The sequence below is a fragment of the Phocaeicola sp. RTP21198st1_B8_RTP21198_201120 genome (assembly GCF_040929485.1).
GTDB classification, from domain to species: Bacteria; Bacteroidota; Bacteroidia; order Bacteroidales; family Bacteroidaceae; genus Phocaeicola; species Phocaeicola dorei.
This window is the reverse complement of sequence record NZ_JBCOCI010000078.1, coordinates 1-16,482: the sequence shown is the minus strand read 5'-3', so window position 1 is coordinate 16,482 and position 16,482 is coordinate 1. Positions and strand designations below refer to the sequence as shown.

General features: G+C 40.8%; 10 protein-coding genes and 1 pseudogene. 8 read left to right on the top strand and 3 right to left on the bottom strand.

Going from position 1 to position 16,482, the window contains the following annotated elements:
- The first annotated feature begins 62 nt into the window (after positions 1-62).
- From aldA to AB5935_RS19640, 5 genes are all read left to right on the top strand, one after another.
- Positions 63-1,499 (top strand): aldehyde dehydrogenase, encoded by a 1,437-nt coding sequence (aldA, locus tag AB5935_RS19660; RefSeq protein ID WP_007840554.1) that lies wholly within the window; start codon positions 63-65, stop codon positions 1,497-1,499.
- A gap of 185 nt (positions 1,500-1,684) precedes the next feature.
- Positions 1,685-2,689 carry a glycoside hydrolase family 43 protein gene (locus AB5935_RS19655; protein WP_007836518.1) on the top strand — a complete coding sequence of 335 codons (1,005 nt, stop codon included), beginning with the start codon at positions 1,685-1,687 and terminating at the stop codon, positions 2,687-2,689.
- Between the two features lie 68 nt (positions 2,690-2,757).
- Complete coding sequence (locus tag AB5935_RS19650) at positions 2,758-4,221, top strand: glycoside hydrolase family 140 protein (protein ID WP_007840555.1); 1,464 nt, start codon at positions 2,758-2,760, stop codon at positions 4,219-4,221.
- A gap of 95 nt (positions 4,222-4,316) precedes the next feature.
- Positions 4,317-5,057, top strand: a complete 741-nt coding sequence (locus AB5935_RS19645) for a hypothetical protein (protein WP_007840556.1) — start codon at positions 4,317-4,319, stop codon at positions 5,055-5,057.
- A 21-nt stretch (positions 5,058-5,078) separates the two neighbouring features.
- A complete protein-coding gene (locus tag AB5935_RS19640; protein ID WP_007840559.1) occupies positions 5,079-8,405 on the top strand; it encodes a DEAD/DEAH box helicase in 3,327 nt (1,108 codons plus the stop codon).
- A 52-nt stretch (positions 8,406-8,457) separates the two neighbouring features.
- Here AB5935_RS19640 and AB5935_RS19635 read toward each other — a convergent pair whose 3' ends face one another.
- The 3 genes from AB5935_RS19635 to AB5935_RS19625 form a co-directional block, all read right to left on the bottom strand.
- Positions 8,458-9,933: an MFS transporter gene (locus AB5935_RS19635; RefSeq protein ID WP_007840561.1), complete on the bottom strand. Its 1,476-nt coding sequence runs from the start codon at positions 9,931-9,933 to the stop codon at positions 8,458-8,460.
- 217 nt (positions 9,934-10,150) lie between these two features.
- Entirely contained in the window at positions 10,151-11,107 is a 957-nt protein-coding gene (kduI, locus tag AB5935_RS19630) for a 5-dehydro-4-deoxy-D-glucuronate isomerase (RefSeq protein WP_005849178.1), read from the bottom strand.
- 18 nt (positions 11,108-11,125) lie between these two features.
- Positions 11,126-12,517, bottom strand: coding sequence for a PTS galactitol transporter subunit IIC (locus AB5935_RS19625; RefSeq protein WP_007840563.1), 1,392 nt, complete (start codon positions 12,515-12,517; stop codon positions 11,126-11,128).
- A gap of 289 nt (positions 12,518-12,806) precedes the next feature.
- Between AB5935_RS19625 and AB5935_RS19620 the strand changes: the two genes are divergently transcribed.
- The 3 genes and pseudogenes from AB5935_RS19620 to AB5935_RS19610 form a co-directional block, all read left to right on the top strand.
- Positions 12,807-14,036, top strand: a complete 1,230-nt coding sequence (locus AB5935_RS19620) for a glycoside hydrolase family 105 protein (protein ID WP_007836494.1) — start codon at positions 12,807-12,809, stop codon at positions 14,034-14,036.
- A 14-nt stretch (positions 14,037-14,050) separates the two neighbouring features.
- Positions 14,051-15,001 carry a pectinesterase family protein gene (locus AB5935_RS19615; RefSeq protein ID WP_007836492.1) on the top strand — a complete coding sequence of 317 codons (951 nt, stop codon included), beginning with the start codon at positions 14,051-14,053 and terminating at the stop codon, positions 14,999-15,001.
- A gap of 218 nt (positions 15,002-15,219) precedes the next feature.
- A pseudogene (locus tag AB5935_RS19610) lies at positions 15,220-16,410 on the top strand (SusC/RagA family TonB-linked outer membrane protein); the annotation flags it as partial.
- Positions 16,411-16,482: the final 72 nt, after the last annotated feature.

Sequence of the window (16,482 nt, the reverse complement as noted above, 5' to 3'; positions counted from 1 at the left end):
GAGACAGCTGCTTGAATATTTCAGATTGAAAGAAATAAGATACTCATTTTAAATTTAAGACCATGAAAGAACTAAAGATGTACATCGATGGACGATTCATCGAAAACCAATCCGATAAGTGGATTGATGTATTGAACCCTTCTACGGAAGAAGTGATATCTAAAATGCCTGATGGCACACCGGAAGATGCACGCGCAGCTATAAATGCCGCCGTGAAGGCACAGCTTTCTTGGGAAAGTCTTACTTCTATTGAACGCGCCGGCTATTTAACTCGGATTGCACAAGGTATCCGCAAGCGGGAACAGGAATTGACTGATATTATCATCCGGGAGGGTGGAAAAACAAGAGGATTAGCTAATGTAGAGGTGTTATTTACGGCTGATTATCTTGATTATATAGCCGGATGGGCCCGTCGTTATGAAGGGGAAATCATTCCTAGTGACCGTCCTCACGAAAATATATTTGTCTTTAAGAAACCTATTGGGGTGACAACAGGCATCCTGCCTTGGAATTTTCCTTTTTTCTTGATTGCCCGTAAGGCCGCTCCTGCTCTGTTGACGGGGAATACAATTGTGGTAAAGCCGAGTCAGCTGACACCGGAAAATGCATATGTTTTCGCACAGATTGTAGATGAAGTTGGGTTGCCTAAAGGTGTATTCAATCTAGTAAACGGTCGTGGTTCGGTGATAGGACATGAACTGGCTGCTAACCCTAAAGTAGGTATGGTTAGTCTGACCGGAAGTGTGGAGGCTGGAATACAAACCATGGCAGCCGCTTCTGCCAATGTGACGAAGGTTTCTTTGGAATTGGGGGGAAAGGCTCCCGGTATTGTAATGCCGGATGCAGATTTGGATTTAGCTGTAAAATCCATTATTGCTTCGCGTGTTATTAATACAGGACAGGTATGTAATTGTTGTGAGCGCGTGTATGTACATTCTAGTATAAAAGAGGCTTTCCTTGAGAAACTGTTGGCAGGATTCAAGCAGGTGAAAGTGGGGGATCCGAATCAGTATACAGACCTCGATATGGGTCCGTTGATTGATGCCAAAGCACTGAAATCAGTAGAAGAGAAAGTGAAAAAAGCTATTGAGCAGGGAGCTGAGTTGCTATGCGGTGGTCATCGTATCGGTACTAAAGGATATTTCTTTGAACCGACGATTTTGATTAATTGTACCCAAAAGATGGATATTATTCAGGAAGAAACTTTTGGACCGGTACTTCCGGTTGTTGAGTTTACAGAGGTGGAAGACGCCATTGCTTGGGCTAATGATTGTGAATATGGGCTGACTTCTTCTATTTATACTCAGAATCTGGATATGGCATTTAAATTGATTCGTGCGTTGAAATTTGGTGAAACTTATGTGAATCGTGAGAATTTTGAAGCTATGCAGGGATTCCATGCCGGATGGCGTAAATCTGGTATCGGTGGCGCGGATGGTAAACATGGTCTGGAAGAGTATTTGCAGACGCAGCTGGTTTATTTGGAGACTAAAGGGTAATTCTTATAATTATTCTATGTAGGATTATCTCGGGATATAATTCGTATTTTATGTCTCGAGATACATCTTGTTATATGATGGATATTTATTATTGATTTGGATTGATACTTTAAGAAGTATAGAGTACAAAATACTTGTTGTTTCGTCCTGTTGGAAAAGGTTTATTCATCATAAAACAGCATGCTATGAAATTATTTTTTTCTTTCGTATTTGCCTTATTGGCTTTTACTACTTGTACAAAACCTGACAAGGAAGTCTATATCTTCACTTCTCATCGTGAGCCGGCATTGGACGGGTTACATTATCTTTACAGCTATGACGGTTATCATTGGGATAGTATTGCAGGTTCATGGCTGAAACCGGAAATAGGAAACAAGACCCCTTATTATAATTATTTCACTAAACAGACCGAAGAACAGAAATATGCTCCCAATTCGATGATGCGTGATCCGTCCATTACCCAAGGTCCGGATGGAACCTTTCATTTGGTGTGGACCATCAGTTGGAATGGGGAACAAGGATTTGGTTATGCCAGTTCTAAAGACTTGATTCATTGGAGCGAACAACGTGAAATCAAAGTGATGAAAGACTCTTTGACTAACAATGTGTGGGCACCGGAAGTTTTCTATGATGATGAAAAGGGACAGTTCATCGTTGCCTGGTCCTCTGCCATTCCAGTAGAGAGATATACGGCAGCCGATAGTTTGGGAGCTAATAAAAGTCACCGTGCCTATTATACTACGACCAAGGATTTCCAAACGTTTGCTCCGGCAAAGGCATTTTATGATCCCGGATTTAATTCTATTGACGGATTTATAGTAAAGCGTGATAAAAATGACTATGTATTAATTATAAAAGACAATCGTAAGCCTGGTTACAGTGATCTGTTCTGTGTGTCCGGACCATCGGCGGAAGGGCCTTATACTAGTCCGTCAACGAAATTTGCACCGACTTATTCCGAGGGACCGTGTGCCGTGAAAGTAGGTGATGAATGGTTGATTTATTTTGATGTTTATCGGGAAGGTCGGTTTGGAGCCGTAGCGACAAAGGATTTTAAGACCTTTACTCCTATAGACAATCAGATTTCTATTCCGCAAGGACATAAGCATGGTACTATTATAAAAGTTCCTGAATCAGTTTTGCTGAACCTGAAAGCGGAGGAAGCTAAAAGATTCCCTCAAAAAGACTAGTTATTACCCTGAATTGTTTACTTGAATAAGTTACTTTGGGCTTTGAAATTTATATGATAAATGCGCAAATGAAAAACAAGAATCTGGTATTATTTGTTCTTCTCTTTTTGTTGGGGGGAGAATTGACTTCGGCGTCAGCCCAAGGAAAGTCCGGGATCTATAAACCTTGGAGCCATGGACGACTGAAAGTAAGTAAAGAAAATCGTTATCTGATGAATGCGGACGGAACTCCTTTTTTCTGGTTGGGGGATACAGGATGGCTGTTGCCCGAGAAACTGAACAGGGATGAAGCTGCTTATTATCTGGAACATTGTCGTCAGGCAGGATTTAATGTGGTACAAGTACAGACTATAAATGGAGTCCCTGCTATGAATTTCTATGGTCAGTATTCCATGATAGATGGCTTTAACTTTAAGAATATAGACAGAAAAGGAGTTTATGGATATTGGGACCACATGGACTATATTATTCAGAAAGCTGAGCAGAACGGTATTTATATAGCGATGGTATGTATCTGGGGAGGTTTGGTACGCTCCGGAAAGATGAATGTCGAAGAGGCCAAGGCGTATGGTAAATTTTTAGGTGAACGATATAAAGATGCTCCTAATATCATTTGGGTAATCGGTGGAGATACATACGCCGACCGGAATACCGAGATTTGGGAAGCCTTGGCAAACAGCATTCTTGCTGTGGACAAGAATCATATAATGACTTTTCATCCGTTTGGCCGTACATCTAGTGCTGCACATCTGAATAATAAGGAGTGGATGGATATGAATATGTTCCAAAGTGGGCACAGACGCTATGGTCAGAAAAAAGGAGATGGTGATACTTCTGTAACCGGATTGGAGGAGGACAATTGGCGTTATGTAGAAGATGCTTTGTCTATGACTCCATTGAAGCCTGTTTTGGATGCAGAACCCAGTTATGAAGGTATTCCTCAGGGATTGCATGATCCTGCCCAGCCACTCTGGCGTGACTGTGATGTAAGACGCTATGGGTATTGGTCTGTTTTTGCGGGTTCTTGCGGACATACGTACGGACATAACAATATCATGCAGTTCTTGAAACCGGGTACACCGGGTGGATATGGGGCTGATGGAATAGAGAAACCTTGGTATAAGGCGATGCAGGATCCCGGCTTCAATCAGATGAAATATCTGAAGAATCTGATGTTAACTTTCCCTTATTTTGAACGTGTACCAGATCAAAGTGTGATTGCCGGTACGAATGGGAATCGTTATGATAGAGCCATTGCTACTCGCGGAAAGGATTATTTGTTAGTATACAATTATTCCGGAAACCCGATGTCTGTTGACTTGACTAAAATCAGTGGCGCAAAAAAGAAAGTATGGTGGTATAGCCCTAAGGATGGAAAACTTTCTTTTATAGGGGAATTTGATAGTAAAATTACTCCTTTTCTCTATGATGGCAGTTATAACCGAGATAATGATCAGGTATTGATTGCTGTAGATTCAAATAAGAATTATATTTCTACCAAATGGTTCGAACTTCCCATGGTAAATCAATAGTGTTTTGAGGAATACAGCCAAAAAGTCTTATTAAGTCTTAATGAAACGGGAAAAGTCAATGCGGAAATTGTAATTTTGAAAAAACACATTTACAAATGAAACGCATTGGCTTTTTCTTATTCTTTTGCATTCTTTCCTTGTATGGTCTGGCACAAGCTGAAAATGACAAGGATACGCTCATCATTCGACAAGATAAAATCAATGAATTTATCAATGAGATGAATGAGGTTGATAAAAGTATGGATTTTATAAACGAACCTCCTACGTTGACACCTCCCGTTTTATCTGATACGCTGCGGATGCCAAAATTTGATTTAACTCCTCGTGAAGAAATGCCTAAAATATCTCCCTATACTTTTTTCGGGAATCCTTTTGGCCATGATTATATAGATGGACGTGCTTGTCAGATTAATAATACAGGGATTCTGAGTGGTTATCATTCATTCCAAGGATTGCCTTCTATAGGCGAGGCACGCAATGTCGGGGTGATGTATACCCAGCGGCTCAATGATTTTATAACCGTGACAGGAGGAGTATATGCTGCTAAATACAATGTATATGGAGTCCGCTTTAATGATTTCGGTGGTAAGGGAAAATTGTCTTTTCGCATTAATGACAGGATGAAAATTAATATGTTCGGCACATATTCTGTGTATAATGGATACGGCATGACTCCAGCCTCTCAGCTTTTTATGAATCAAAATTCATACGGAGGTACTTTGGAATTCAAAATATCGGATAGTTTCGGTATTGAAGCGGGGGCAGAGAGGGAATTTAATCCGATGACCCGCAAATGGGAAACCCATCCTATTATTATGCCGGTATTCTATAAATGATAAATTGTGTATCTTTACGGCATGAATGAAGAAATAGCAGAGTATTACGAAGAATTATACAGGCTTTATATAGATGAGAACCAGCCATTAGAACGCCGTTACAGACAATTGCGTGAATCATTGGAGCGTGTGGTGCGTGAACGGATACAAGGGAATAGTTTGCAGACCACTGATTTGGCCGCCCGTATTAATTATGTAGCCACTCAATATGGACTGGATATAAAAGAGCAGAACCAGTTACATACATTTCGTTTGACTTCCAATGATATTTTGAATCATCGTAAGTTTCCTGCCAAAGAAGAGTTTCTACGTGATTTACGTGCAGTGGCTTTTGCGTATAGGAAGATGTTTGCACAAGATATTCCTTTGAAATTATTCTCGGTTCTTCCTAAACAAGAAATAACATCTTTAGGGAAAAAAGAAAAGAAGGAATACATCCGTCGTATACGGGTATGCTTTGATTATGCCGATGATACCTATCTGTATGTACATCCTGTAGATATAATAGCTGATGAACCTATTCGGGTTGTTTATAATAAACCCGGTATAAACCATGAATTTGAAGAAACTATAAAGGAACTTTGGCGATATGCCCAGCTTAATCTTTTGGATGTTTTTGTAGATAGGGAAGGAATTTATACCCCTTCTTTTATCGTATTGGAGCCGGATTATCTAATAGATATCAGTTCACTGGCAGAATGCTACAAGGATTATGGCAGCCATCCGGCAAATTACTTTTTAAGCCGGTTGGTTCCGATTGATAACGCCCGGCCTTTGCTGCTGGGAAATATAGCCAATCTTTTTCTGGATGAATGGATACATGCAGGTGAGGAGGAACCGGACTATATAGACTGTATGAAGAAGGCGTTCCGGCAGTATCCCATCGAACTGGCTGCTTGTGCCGAACTTCGTGACCCGTCCAAAGAGAAAGAGTTTGCCAAGGATTGCCGGATGCACTTTGAGCATATACGGGATATCGTGCAGCATACTTTTCTGGAACCTGGTTATAACTTGGATAAAAAGGATGCTGTTCTGGAACCGTCTTATATTTGTGAGGCATTGGGTATTCAGGGACGTTTGGACTATATGCAGCGGGATATGAGCAGTTTTATCGAAATGAAATCGGGAAAAGCAGATGAATTCTCCATACAGGGAAAAGTGGAACCCAAGGAAAACAACAAGGTTCAGATGCTGCTATATATGGCGGTACTGGAATACAGCATGGGACAGGACCGGCGGCGTATGCATCCCTATTTGCTTTATACCCGTTATCCTTTATTATACCCTGCCAGAGCATCGTGGGCTCAGGTAAGGCGGGTTATCAATCTGCGCAACCGTATTGTTGCTGCCGAGTATGGGGTACAATTCCATAATCATTCTGATTTTACACGAAATTTGTTAGCGCAAATTAATCCGGAGGTAATGAATGAAAGAAAGTTGCGTGGAAAATTCTGGGAACAGTATCTGAAGCCTTCTATCTCACGTTTCCGAGAAAAACTGTCGGCATTGGAACCTTTGGAGCAGGCCTATTTCTATACGCTTTATAATTTCATTACAAAAGAACTTTATACCTCCAAATCGGGGGATGTGGATTATGAAGGACGTGCAGGGGCTTCAGCTCTTTGGCTGAGTACACTGGATGAGAAACGTGAGGCAGGGGAAATATTATATGATTTGCAGATCATTGAGAATAAGGCGTCACAGGTTCATAAGGCTTATATACTCTTGTCCATTCCGCAATATGACGAAATGTTTCTTCCTAATTTCCGTACAGGAGATGTGGTTGTATTGTATGAGCGTAATCATGATTCGGATAATGTGACCAATAAAATGGTTTTTAAGGGTAACATCGAGCAGATTACAGATACAGAATTGCGTATTCGGCTACGTGCCACACAGCGTAATGTTTCGGTCTTTCCTCCGGACAGCCGTTATGCTGTAGAACATGATACGATGGATACTACATTTCGCAGTATGTATTTGGGACTTTCTGCTTTTCTGGATGCGAATACGGAAAGACGGGAGTTGTTGCTGGGACAACGTCCCCCCCGCTTTGATTCGTCTTTTGATGAAGCTATAGCGCAGGCAGGTGATGATTTTGAGAGAGTGGCGTTGAAAGCGCAAGCGGCCCGTGATTACTTTCTTCTGGTGGGACCTCCCGGAACAGGAAAGACTTCAAGAGCGTTGCGTAGAATGGTGGAACATTTTTATGCAACATCATCTATGCAGATATTGTTACTAGCTTATACCAACCGGGCTGTGGATGAAATATGTCAGTCACTTTCTTCTATAACCTCCGGTATAGATTATATACGGGTGGGAAGTGAACTTTCCTGTGATGTACGTTTTAGAGGACATCTGTTGGAGAATATATTGGCGGAATGTAACAGCAGGCGGGAGGTGAATACCCGTATGACAGATTGCAGAGTGTATGTTGGAACCGTGGCCTCTATTGCGGCTAAGGCTGAACTTTTTAAATTAAAACGTTTTGATGTAGCCATAGTGGATGAGGCTACCCAAATATTGGAACCCCAATTGTTGGGTATTCTGTGTGCCAAGTTTGCCGATGAAAGAAATGCAGTCGGTAAATTTATTTTGATAGGTGATCATAAACAGTTACCTGCCGTTATTTTGCAGAATAGCGGACATTCTGAAGTGCATGATGAGGGACTGAGGAAAGTCGGACTTTTTAATTTAAAAGATTCTCTGTTTGAGCGGCTTTATCGTTTTCATTTAAAAGAAGAATCTCCTAAAGCGATAGATATGCTTTGCCGTCAGGGGCGTATGCATCCGGGAGTGGCTTTTTTTCCCAATAAAGCATTTTATGCTGGAAGATTGGAAGCTTTGGGACTACCTCATCAGTTGGAACACATAGAGGCTCCAGTACGTTTTATTCCTTCGGAACAGGATTTGGAGAGCATTTCCGGAAAGACAAACCAATATGAGGCACGGATTGTTGCCGGTTTGGCCAGAGAGGTGTATCTGGCTTATGAAGAGGAATTTGATCCGAATCGAACGTTAGGGGTCATTACTCCTTATCGAAGTCAGATTGCTTTGATACGTAAAGAGCTTCAGACATTGGCTATTCCTGCTCTGAGTAGGATTTCCATTGACACGGTGGAACGGTATCAGGGCAGCGAACGTGATGTTATTATTTATTCTTTTTGTGTGAATCACCTCTATCAATTAAGGTTTCTGCCCAACCTGACAGAAGAAGACGGCGTACAGATTGACCGTAAGCTGAATGTCGCTTTAACGCGTGCACGCAAGCAACTTTTTATCACAGGAGTCCCTGAAATATTAAATCATAATTCTATCTATCAACATCTTCTGAAAACTATTTATTAGGGAAAACACACCACAGACTACTTAGATGTGTAGTCTGTGGTGAATTCTTTAATTAGGCATCAACCGGTTTGTATTTGGGAACCAATGCTTTCATGATAATCCAACCAACTAAATAAGCTACGGCACATACACAGAATATGATGAAGTAGCCGGCAGGTTTCCCTTCGAATCCCATAAAAGTCATATTCGTTTCTGCTGCATAGTCAAACAGTCTGCCTGATCCCATATTAATGCAGAATGAACCTATACCACCTGCCATACCACCAATACCTACGATAGTAGCGATGGTGCTTTTGGGGAACATATCGCCTACTACAGAGTAAATATTAGCAGACCATGATTGGTGTGCCGCACCTGCAATACCGATGATAATGATAGGATACCAATATGAATAATTGCCTAAAGGTTGGGCAAACAGTGCCAGCAATGGGAACAAGGCAAAGATAAGCATAGCCTGCATACGGGCTGCATACGGATTCTTACCAGTTTTGTTAATGATAATAGTAGGTAACTTACCACCATAAATAGATAACATGGTGATAGCGTATAAAACGAAAATCAACATTTGTGCAGTACCTGTGTCTGAGGCGAAACCATATACATCCGAAATATATGCCGGAGTCCAGAAAAGGAAGAACCACCATACGCCGTCAGTCATGAATTTACCGACAAATACAGCCCATGTTTGGGGAAATTTGAAACATTGCAAGAATGAAATCTTCTTGTTGTCAAAGTCGTTGGCGGCAGCTTGTTGTGCTTTAGATTCTTCAGGATTGTTGTTGTCTTGTTCAATATATTCCAACTCGGCAGCATTCACGCGAGGGTTGACATTGGGTTTCTTGTAGAGGAACATCCAAAGTCCCATCCAGATGAAACCTAAGCCACCGATAACGATGAAAGCCATTTCCCATCCATTACCCACACCAATGCTTTGAAAATAACGCGCCAAGGGAGGAATAGTGATCGGAGCAGCTAACGCGCCTACTGTAGAGCCGGCATTGAAGATGGAAGTGGAGTATGCACGGTCCTTTTTCGGGAAATATTCGGCTGTCACCTTAATAGCTGCCGGGAAGTTTCCTGCTTCACCTACACCCAATACAATTCGGGCAGCAATAAAGTAATAAACGCTGGTAATGGCGATAGTTGAAGCGACAGCTCCTGTTGCAGAAAGCATTTCTTCTGCATTATGAATACCTAATGTCTCTTCGGTAGCCCAGCCGCACAATGCATGGAGACAAGCTCCTAAAGACCAGACGAAGATAGCCCAAAGATAACCTTTTTTAGTCCCCATCCAATCGATGAAACGACCGGCGAACAGGTTGGCGATAGCATATACTATAGAAAAAATAGCTGTGATATCTCCGTAATTCGAATCCGTCCAGTGAAATTCCGGAGCAATGAAGTCTTTCCAGGTTAGTGAAAGCACCTGACGGTCGAGGTAATTGACTGTAGTGGCAAAGAATAGCAGACCACAGATTATCCATCTGAAGTTTGTCATCTTCTCACCTACTTTTTGAAATGTACTCATGATAATAGATTTAATTATGTTTTTCTTATTAGACGCAAAAATAACCATTCTGTACCTATTCTCTATGCAAAAATTGGTGGAAAGCCTGTATAAATCGGTACAATGGTAAGATTTCTAAAAAAACATTCCGAATGTCGCAAAAAACCTAAAAACGGGTTGATTTCTTGCAACATTCAGAATGACAAGAGTTAATGAGTAATGGTGTGTACCATTCTACTTATCTCATATCTGTGTATTTTATTTCATCCTTGTCACTGTATTTCAGGTTTTCACCTCCCATACCCCAAATAAAGGTATAGTTGCTGGTACCTGCAGCGGCGTGGATAGACCATTCCGGAGAAGTAATGGCTTGTTCATTATGTAACCATACCAGACGTTCTTCTTGCGGTTCGCCCATCAGGTGGCAAATGGCATTTCCTTCAGGCAGGTTGAAATAGAAGTAGGCTTCCATACGACGGGTATGTGTATGGGCTGGCATGGTGTTCCATACAGAACCCGGAGCCAGTTCGGTAAGTCCCATCTGCAATTGATTTGTACCACCGTTTTTTACTCTTTCCAGCACATCCTTTACAATTAATTGGTTTACAATACGGTCGTTGCTGTCTTCCATTTTTCCATAATGATCTGAAATGGCCAAAGCATATTGTTTAGGATTTGCTTTTTGAAGTTTAGCGTCAGTAGTGATCAATTGAGTAACGTATGGTTTGTAAGCCGGTGCCGAATTGATATAGAATTTGGCCGGTTTGGTAGCGTCATTACTTTTGAAAGTAACCTCTTTATTTCCGCAACCTACATAGAGTGCTTCCTTGTATTTCATAGGATATTCTTTACCGTCTACAGTAACCACACCATCACCCCCTACATTGATGACCCCTAGTTCACGTCGTTCAAGGAAGTAAGTGATTTCCGGACCCAGTTCGCGGAAAGTTTCTAACTTTAGTATTTTGTTTACTGGCATAGCTCCTCCGTAGATAAGACGGTCATAAAGGGTGTATGTAACATTGATTTCATCCGGTGCCATCACCTTTTCCATCATAAATGAGCTACGAAGACGTTCTGTATCATAGTGTTTCACATCTTGCGGATGGCAAGCGGTCTGTACTTTGTAATTTACTTGAGCTGAAGCTGCCAAAGCAGAAACACTCAGCATCATTGCAATTGCTAATTTTTTCATAATCGTTATCTTTAAATTTTAATTTTTCATTGTTTTCTGGTATTTAATGATGGAACGACGGTTCAGCACCATTAAGAATAGTGTTATCAGTACTAAAATTCCGGAACCAATCCATTTGAATGAATAAGTCAAATGGAAAATAGCCCATGAGAAAGGACTTGAAGCAAAGTCCAACGCTCCCCCCTCAAAACCCGACGGAATATTTACGGCGGCATCTTGTGTCTTGGCATATACGTCATGTGCCGCTTTGGTAAAGTAAGGTGCCAGATCAGTTACAAAATACAGACCGATGGCCAGCACAACAAAACCAATGATGAAGGTTTTTACCACATTTCCTTTTGTGATAGGTAATACCAACGGGAATACGTAGAACATACCGGCTAACGAGGCCAATGGCAGGAATTCATTACCCGGAAGTACAACTGCCAATAAAATAGTAACAGGGATTAATAGCAATGATACAACTAATGTGGCCGGATGTCCGATAACCAAGGCAGGGCTCATACCGATATTCAAGCCTACAGCACCTTTAAACTTCTTGGCGATCAGTTCGCGGGTAGCGTCCGAAATGGGTTTCAATCCTTCGATGAATAGGCTGGTAATACGGGGAATCAACTCCATTACTGCTCCCATCTTGATACCTAAACCTAGAATATAAGGAATCTTGTCTACTATTTCTTGTCCGTTTTTACAAGATAATGCACCGATGCCACATCCTACCAGGATACCCAGGAAGAGAGGTTCGCCTAGCAAACCAAATTTCTTTTTCATACCTTCCGCATCAATATTCAGTTTTTCAAATCCGGGTATTTTGTCCAATACCTTATTTATAATAAGAGCGAATGGCACAAAACCTGCACAGAAAGGTTGTGGAATAGAAATTCCTTCCATCTTATCATAGAAACCTTGGAACTTGTCTGCTGTGTAATCTGCTAAGATTAATGTGATGATATAACAGATAACAGCCGCGAAGAAGCCCCACAAAATACTATCTGTCGCAAAATAAACTACGGCTCCGATGAAAGCAAAATGCCAATAGTTCCATAAATCGATATTGACTGTACGGGTGGTCTTGGTCAATAGCATCAGAATATTGACAGCCAGACAAACCGGAATAATGAATGCCCCTACGGAAGTGTTATAAGCCACGGCTGCGGCAGCAGGCCATCCCATATCGAATACTTTCAGTTGCAGGCCATATATTTCGACCACCTTGCTTAAGGCCGGTCCCAGGCTGCTGGTCAGAAGTGCGGTAACCACTGATAAACCAACGAAACCAACACCTACCAACAGACCGCTTTTTAATGCTTTGCTGAATTTGATTCCGATACAAACGCCTAAGATTGTAAAAATTATAGGCATCATCACCGCTGCTCCTAAACCGATGATATAACTAAAAACTTGTTCCATTCTCTTGTGAATTAATAGTAAATGACTGTGTTTTCTACAATAGTATAAATTAAAAACTGCCCCAAAAATAAAACCTTTTCTCAACTTATCAAACCTGAAAGGCATAATAATTAGTAAAAAGACAATTTTTGAACGATTTTTATCGTTATCGTGCACAAAAATAACCGTTTTCGCACACGAATACCAAATAATACACTTAGTAGGTTGAAAAGTGCACACTGCTTTTCGAGAAAAATACTACTTTTGTTTCATAAAATAAATAGGTCTAATACTAAAAATAAACGTCTTCATGAAAAAGAATTCTATTTGTAAAATTATTGTGTCCGGTTTGCTTACGGCTGTTCCTTTGATGGGCATGGCTCAGCAGGTTTGTGGTAATAAGCCTTGGTCTGTACGTATGGCGGAATCAGAGATGGTGCGTTGTCCCGAATCCTGGCAATTGGATTTTCAGACCCGTTTGAAGTGGGATTACTGTCATGGCCTGGAACTTCAAGCTATGCTGGATGTATATGATGCATACGGTGATAAGAAGTTTTTTGATTATGCTGTGGCTTATGCTGATACAATGATTCATCAGGATGGCTCTATCGAAACTTATAAACTGGAGGAATATAATATTGACCGTCTGAATTCCGGAAAGATGCTTTTCCGTATTTACGAGCAGACTAAGGACGAGAAATACAAGAAAGCATTGGATTTGTTGCGCAGTCAGTTGGATACGCATCCTCGTAATGCCGATGGCGGTTTTTGGCACAAGAAGATTTATGAGAATCAGATGTGGCTGGATGGGCTTTATATGGGGCAGCCGTTCTATGCGGAGTATGCTTACCGTAACAACCGTGTGAATGATTATGCTGATATTATCAATCAGTTTGTTACAGTGGCTCGTCATAATTATGATCCGAAGACTGATTTATACCGCCATGCATGTGATGTGAGCAAGCGTGAAAAGTGGGCGGATAAAACTACCGGATTGTCACAACATTGTTGGGGACGCGCCATGGGATGGTATGCAATGGCTTGTGTGGATGTACTTGATTTTATACCGGAACACGAAGCCGGACGTGAATCTGTTATCGAAATATTGAATAAACTGGTTGCCCAGATTAAACGTACTCAAGATCCTGCAACAGGGGTATGGTATCAGGTGATTGACAGAAGTGGGGATGAGGGGAATTATCTGGAATCCTCTTGTTCTACCATGTTTGTATATACTCTGTTGAAAGCGTTACGTAAGGGATATATTTGTCCTTCGTACATGGAAGTGGCTAAAAAGGGGTATGAAGGGCTTTTGACCCAGTTTATAGAAGTGGACAATAAAGGGGTAGTTTCTATCACTAAGGGTTGTGCTGTCGCGGGTTTGGGAGGTAAGCCAGTGTATCGTACCGGAGATTATAATTATTATATAACTGAAAAAATACGTTCTAATGATGCGAAGGCAGTAGGTCCGTTCATTATGGCCAGTCTGGAATGGGAACGTTTGTTTCAGAAAAACAATTGTGGAACTGCATGTAAATAATAGGGGGTGATACGATGAGGAAAGTTTTAGGATTATTGTTGCTGTTGGTTGCTGTTAGTGGAACATGGGCTCAGGAACGTCAGGATACAATTGTAGTTTCACGTGATGGAACGGGGAATTTTCGTACTTTGCAGGAGGCTATAGAGAGTGCGCGGGCTTTCATGGATTATACTGTTACGATCTATGTGAGGAACGGAGTATATAAGGAGAAAGTGATTGTTCCTTCATGGGTGGAAAATATAGATATTATAGGTGAAGATCGTGATAAGACGATTATTACTTATGATGATCATGCGAATATAAATAAAATGGGTACTTTCCGCACTTATACGGTGAAGGTAGAGGGTAGTGATATCACTTTTAAAAATTTGACTATTGAGAATAATGCGGCTCAGTTGGGACAGGCGGTAGCTTTACATACGGAAGGTGACCGTTTGAAATTTATCAATTGTCGTATCTTGGGTAATCAGGACACTATTTATACCGGTGCTAAATTTACCCGTCTTTATTTTAAAGATTGTTATATTGATGGTACTACTGACTTTATTTTCGGTCCTTCCACCGCTTTATTTGAAGATTGTATTATTCACAGTAAACGCAATTCGTATGTAACGGCTGCTTCTACTCCGAAAGAGGCTAAATATGGATATGTCTTTAAGCACTGTAAGCTGACGGCAGAACCGGGAGTTGATAAAGTGTATTTAGGTCGTCCTTGGCGTCCATATGCTTATACCTTATTTATAGAATGTGAGTTGGGGAAACATATTGTTTCTGCCGGATGGCACAATTGGGGCAAGCAGTCTAATGAAGAAACAGCCCGTTATATGGAATATAAAAATACCGGTGAGGGCGCAAATGCTTCGGAAAGGGTGGCATGGAGCAAACAGTTAACAAAGAAAGAAGCTGAGGCGGTGACGGTCGATGCTATTTTTCGTACTCAAAGTAATTGGAACCCAATAGACTAGATTGATTTTGTAATTGCTTGAAAAGGAGACTTCTACGTTGGTGGAGGTCTCCTTTTTTTGTTGTGTTGAATAATTGGAACCCGTGAAAAATACCTAATAAATCCACATAAAAAGATAAAAACTACACATCAAGGTAACGTTATATACGTAATTTTGCAATAGTGAAACTAAGGTCAAAACCTTAAAAAAACATTTTAATAACTATAAAAACACATCTTATGAATCTAAAAGAATTAGCTAGAAAAGCTATCTCAACTCTCTTTTTGAGTATGCTTTGTTTGGTTGCTTTTGCTCAAGGTCGTCAGGTGAACGGTACTGTTAAAGATGCTGCAGGTGAACCGATGATTGGTGTAAACGTCTTGGTAAAAGGAACGACTAATGGTACCATTACGGACTTCGATGGTAATTTTTCGCTTTCTGGGGTTAAAGACAATGATGTTTTGTCTGTAACTTATATAGGTTACATTACTCAAGAAGTGAAAGTGGGTAATCAAAAAACAATTAATGTCGTACTGAAAGAAGATACCGAAACTTTGGACGAAGTTGTGGTTATTGGTTACGGTACTGTGAAGAAACGTGACTTGACAGGTTCAGTAGCTTCGGTAAGTAATGAAGCTTTAGTTGCCAATCCGGTTGCCGATGTTTCTCAGGCTTTACAAGGTAAATTGGCAGGTGTTTCTGTCGTTTCTCAAGATGGTCGTCCTGGAGCTTCCGTTTCTATTCGTGTACGTGGAGGAGGCTCTATTTCACAAAGCAATGATCCTCTTTTTATAGTGGATGGTTTCCCGGTTAGTTCTATTTCTGATATTCCTGCAGATCAGATTGTGTCAATTGATGTCTTGAAAGATGCTTCTTCAACAGCTATTTATGGTGCTCGTGGTGCAAATGGTGTAATTTTGGTTACGACTAAAGGTGCGGATAAAGATAGGGTTTCTGTATCATATAGTGGATATTATCAAAGTAAATGGGCTGCAAAGACTCCAGAATCTATGTCTGCTCAGGATTATGTAAAACATACTTGGGGATATGGAACTGCATTGGGAATGGGAGATCAGATGGCTAGTTATTTTGGTTTAGGAGAAAAATATGGTAATCATTATAGTGAATATGCGAATATGGATTCCCATAATTGGACTGATGACATGCTTCGTACAGCTAGTGCTCAAAATCACAATGTAACCATAAATGGTGGTAGTGAAAAAACGAAAATATCATTTTCTGTTAACTATCTGAATGATGATGGTATTAAAATAAAATCAGGCTATGAACGTTTCTCTACTAACTTGAAATTGAAACAAGAGTTGGCAAAAGGACTGAGTTTTGAATTGGATGCACGTTACGTCAGCACTAATGTTGAAGGTAAAGATGAGGCTAGAAGTGGACGTGGTTCTCTTTTATCTTCTGCTTATCCTTAATTCCGCAACACTATTATAAATTAAACTTTTTAAGTACCTGAGCAACAAAAAGTTGCTCAGGATTTT

Coding starts and splice junctions, on each gene's coding strand:
- aldA (WP_007840554.1), top strand. CDS start 63: ATGAAAGAACTAAAGATGTACATCGATGGACGATTCATCGAAAACCAA.
- AB5935_RS19655 (WP_007836518.1), top strand. CDS start 1,685: ATGAAATTATTTTTTTCTTTCGTATTTGCCTTATTGGCTTTTACTACT.
- AB5935_RS19650 (WP_007840555.1), top strand. CDS start 2,758: ATGAAAAACAAGAATCTGGTATTATTTGTTCTTCTCTTTTTGTTGGGG.
- AB5935_RS19645 (WP_007840556.1), top strand. CDS start 4,317: ATGAAACGCATTGGCTTTTTCTTATTCTTTTGCATTCTTTCCTTGTAT.
- AB5935_RS19640 (WP_007840559.1), top strand. CDS start 5,079: ATGAATGAAGAAATAGCAGAGTATTACGAAGAATTATACAGGCTTTAT.
- AB5935_RS19635 (WP_007840561.1), bottom strand. CDS start 9,933: ATGAGTACATTTCAAAAAGTAGGTGAGAAGATGACAAACTTCAGATGG.
- kduI (WP_005849178.1), bottom strand. CDS start 11,107: ATGAAAAAATTAGCAATTGCAATGATGCTGAGTGTTTCTGCTTTGGCA.
- AB5935_RS19625 (WP_007840563.1), bottom strand. CDS start 12,517: ATGGAACAAGTTTTTAGTTATATCATCGGTTTAGGAGCAGCGGTGATG.
- AB5935_RS19620 (WP_007836494.1), top strand. CDS start 12,807: ATGAAAAAGAATTCTATTTGTAAAATTATTGTGTCCGGTTTGCTTACG.
- AB5935_RS19615 (WP_007836492.1), top strand. CDS start 14,051: ATGAGGAAAGTTTTAGGATTATTGTTGCTGTTGGTTGCTGTTAGTGGA.